This is a genomic window from Cognatilysobacter segetis, from assembly GCF_004359965.1.
Classification (GTDB): domain Bacteria; phylum Pseudomonadota; class Gammaproteobacteria; order Xanthomonadales; family Xanthomonadaceae; genus Cognatilysobacter; species Cognatilysobacter segetis.
In genome coordinates this window covers 1-4,027 of sequence record NZ_SMRQ01000102.1, presented here as the reverse complement: position 1 = coordinate 4,027, position 4,027 = coordinate 1, and the positions used below count along the sequence as shown (strand labels likewise).

Genomic DNA, 4,027 nt, shown 5'->3' with positions numbered 1-4,027 from the left:
GTGCCGGCCTTGATCTGCGCGATGCCGCCGCCCGAGCCGATCGACTGGTAATTGATCTTGCTGCCGGTCTTCTGCGCGTACTCCGCCGACCACTTGGACAGCAGCGGGTAGATGAACGTGGCGCCGGCGCCGGTGATTTCGGCGTGCTTGGCGTCTGTAGCGGTTGCGGGCGCCGCGGCGGACGGCGTCTTGTCGGAGTTGCTGCCGCCGCCCGAGCAGGCGGACACGGCAACGGCAAGGGCGAGGGAAAGGGCGGCGAGGCGGGCGAGCTTCATGGGCGTCTCCACGGTGCGGCCACGATGGCCGCTCATGGGCGCACATGTAATGATCATTTCGTTACAGGGTCGTGACACCTGCCAGCGAATGTGACAGCAGCCGCCCTAACGACGACGGGCCCCGATGGGCCCGTCGCCTGTAGCACCGCGTGATCAGTACTTTGCGTTCGCGGCCCAGTAGGCCTCGATCTGCTTGATCAACGTGTCCGGCAGGGGCACGTAGTCCAGAGCGCGGGCCTGCGCGTCGCCGTTCGTATAGACCCAGCGGAAGAACTCGATCGAGTTCTTGGCGCCGGCGGCGTTGCGCGGCTTGCGGCTCATCAAGGCGAAGGTCGTGGCGGTGATCGGCCACGCCTGCGCGCCGGGGGCATTGGTCATGACGAGGTAGAAGTCCTTGGCCTCACCCCAGTTCGCACTGCGGGCCGCGGCTGCGAACGTGTCGTCGCTCGGCAGCACGTAGTTGCCGGCCGCATTCTTCAGACGGGCGTACGTCATCTTGTTCTGCAGCGCGTACGAGAGTTCTACGTAGCCGATGCCGCCCTGGATCTGCTTGACGTAGGCCGCGACGCCCTCGTTGCCCTTGCCGCCGATGCCGACTGGCCACTGCACCATCGTGCCTTCGCCGGCCTTCGACTTCCAGGTCGCGTTGACCTTGGACAGGTAGTTGGCGAAGTTGAACGTGGTGCCCGAGCCGTCCGAGCGATGCACGACGGTGATCTTTTTCGCGGGCAGCTGGATGCCGCCGTTCTGCGCGACGATCGCCGGGTCGTTCCACATGGTGATCTCGCCCAGGAAGATGCGGGCGAGGGTGTTGCCGTCGAGCTTCATGGCGCCCGAGGCCACACCTGGCACGTTGATCACCGGCACCACGCCGCCGATGACGATCGGGAACTGCACCATGCCCGATTTCGCGATGTCGTCGGGCTTCAGCGGCATGTCGGTGGCGCCGAAGTCGACGGTGCCGGCCTTGGCCTGCGCGATGCCGCCACCCGAGCCGATCGACTGGTAGTTCACCTTCTTGCCGGTCGCCTTCGCGTAGTCGGCGGACCACTTGGACATTGCCGGGTACACAAACGACGAGCCGGCACCGGTGATGTCGGCGGCCTGCGCGGCGAAGCACGCCGCGGCGAAGGAGAGCGCCAGCACGCGCGTGTGCAGGGTGCGGGAGACGAGGGACTTCAACACGATGGACTCCTGGTGAGGGACGGGTACGCCCCGCCTGTCGGCATTCCATCGCGGCACGATGACATCGCGATTGCACGTCCATGTCGTTCATGTGACAGCCGCGCACAGAAAAAAAGGAGGCGCAGCTTCCGCTACGCCTCCCAAAGCACTCGACCCTTGGAGAGAGTTGTGACGCGGCGATTACCAGTAGAACTGGACGCGCGCCTCGAGGATGTCCGGGTTGTCGTCGACGACGGCGCGGGCCGTGCTGTTGTAGCGGCTGCTGTTGACCTTCACGTAGTTCAGCATGAACTTGAAGTTGGAGTGCCAGTACCAGTTAGCACCAACGGTCCACGCATCCTGCTTGCCGCCCAGCACGCCGTTCACGACCGGTGCGGAGGTCGGCGTGGCACCCGGGGACAGGGCGCCGTCATTGAGATCGATGCGGTCGTAGCGCAGGCCCAGCTGGAACATGCCCTTTGCCGGGTCCGCCGGCAGCGGGGTCGTCGGCACGCCGCCCTTGTAACCGAACTTCTCGCCGGTGATGTTCCACACGCCCTGCACGTAGAAGCCGTCCGGGTTGTACGAGGTGCCCGGCTGCGACGCGAAGCCGGTCGCGTAACGGCTGACCTTCGCCCGCATGTACTCGCCCTGCAGCTTGAACGGGCCGGTGGCATACATGGCCTCGAGGCCGGCGACCGCCATGCGGTCGGCATTGCGGATGCCCGTGGTGCCGGAGCCCGTGTCGACCAGGCGCGTGCCAGCCAGGTCGGCAAGCGGGCGGGCGCGCAGGCGCAGCGTGTCGCTGTCGGTGTCCATGTTCACGTAGGACAGGCCGAGATGCAGGACGTTGCCGCCTTCGTTGATCGGCGCCCACGTGCCGCGCAGGCCATAGCCGTTGCCGTGCGCGAGGTTGCGGGTCAGCTCGCGCTCGAAGTAGCTGGCGGTGGTCGACCAGTTGGTGTCGCCGTAGCTGAAGGCGCCGCCGAGGCGGCGCGCCACCGCGAACGTGTTGGTGATCGACGACTTGGCGATGAAGTCGTTGTTCTTCGTCGACGACAGCTCTTCCAGGCTGTTCGGCTGCTTGAACTGGCCGACCTGGATGTACTTGTTGGCGTCGCCGCCGAGCTTGTACTTGGCGTTAACGTCGAGGAACTTGTTGGCCTTCGCGTCGTAACCCAACACCCACTCGTAGTTGCCCGGGCCCTTGCCCTTGAGCACCAGCTCGGCGCGGCGCATGTCGAAGTCGTGAGCAACGCCGTCGTTGTTGTTGGCGCCGAGGAACTGCACGTCACGGTGGTACCAGTTCGCATCGGCCTGGACGAGGCCCTCGAACGAGACTTCGGAGTCGTGGATGACGTCGATCGCGACTTCCGCGTGCGCTGCAGGCGCAACGATGGCGGCCAGCAGGGCCAGGGCGAGCGTGGAGCGGGAGAGCTTCATGGCGGGTCCGGGTGAAGGAGGATCGCGGGGAAGGCTAGGCTGTGAAGTTTGCGTAAATGTGACAGTTCCACAATCCGCGTTCGCAAAGTGTCATCCGCGGCGGGACTGCCGCTTGGACACCGCGGGCAGTTCCAGCGGCGGCCCCTCGCCTGGCGTCTTGTCGGGGTAATGGCAGAGATCGCGAACGATGCAGCGCGGGCAGTCGGGCACGCGCGCCTTGCAGACGTAGCGGCCGTGCAGCAGCAGCCAGTGGTGCGCGTGGCGAAGGTACGCGGCAGGGACGACGCGGAGCAGCTCGTCCTCGACCGCCCGGACGTCGCGCCCCGGCGCGAGGCCGGTGCGGTTGGACACGCGGAAGATATGCGTGTCGACCGCCAGTGTCGTTTCGCCGAAGGCGGTGTTGAGCACGACGTTCGCCGTCTTGCGCCCGACGCCGGGCAGCGCCTCGAGCGATTCGCGATCCAGCGGCACCTCGCCGGCGTGGCGCTCGAGCAACTGCTCGGCCATCGCGACAACGTTCTTCGCCTTCGTGCGGTTGAAGTTGATCGTGGCCAGGTACGGCGCGATGCCGGCGACGCCCAGATTCGCGATCGCGGACGGCGTGTTCGCCACAGGGAACAGCCGGCGCGTCGCCTTGTTGACGCTCACATCGGTGGCCTGCGCCGACAGCGCGACCGCGACCAGGAGCTCATAGGGCGTCGCGTATTCGAGCTCGGTGGTGGGCGCGGGGTTGGCGTCGCTGAGGCGTTCGAACAGAGCGTCGATTTCCGCGCGCGACATGCGGCGCCTCGCCCGCCGCGTGGTGTCGCCGCCGGCCGGTCGCCGCGCGGATGCGGCGGCGGTCGTGCCCGCGCGCGCCGCTGCCTTCGCGGGGCGCGATGCGGCCTTGCGCGTGGCGGGCTTCGTCGCGGGCGCGGTCGCCTTGCCTGTCCTGGTGTCCTTCGAAGTCCGGGCCGACGCCGGCCGCGGGGCAGCGGCCTTCGGTTTGGCCTTGGAAGCGCCGGCTCCGATCGCGCGCGGTGCCTTGCGGCCGTTGCCGCCCGTCATCGCTTGCCCGCCTTCGACAGCGCGCGCGCGAGCGCGGCGGCAGCGGCCTCGGGCAGGGCGGGTGCGCCCGAGGCGGGCTTCATCCGCCGCGCGGCGTC

The 4,027-nt window shown here is 67.6% G+C and carries 4 protein-coding genes; all 4 read right to left on the bottom strand.

Annotated elements, in window-relative coordinates; genetic code table 11:
* Positions 1–275: substrate-binding domain-containing protein (locus E4F61_RS13935; protein ID WP_202909017.1), on the bottom strand; the 275-nt coding region annotated here is incomplete at its 3' end.
* Between the two features lie 153 nt (positions 276–428).
* Complete coding sequence (pstS, locus tag E4F61_RS13930) at positions 429–1,433, bottom strand: phosphate ABC transporter substrate-binding protein PstS (protein WP_238382959.1); 1,005 nt, start codon at positions 1,431–1,433, stop codon at positions 429–431.
* Between the two features lie 207 nt (positions 1,434–1,640).
* Entirely contained in the window at positions 1,641–2,882 is a 1,242-nt protein-coding gene (locus tag E4F61_RS13925; protein WP_133480214.1) for an OprO/OprP family phosphate-selective porin, read from the bottom strand.
* Positions 2,883–2,972: 90 nt separating this feature from the next.
* Positions 2,973–3,662, bottom strand: coding sequence for an endonuclease III (nth, locus tag E4F61_RS13920; protein WP_133480213.1), 690 nt, complete (start codon positions 3,660–3,662; stop codon positions 2,973–2,975).
* Positions 3,663–4,027 lie beyond the last annotated feature (365 nt).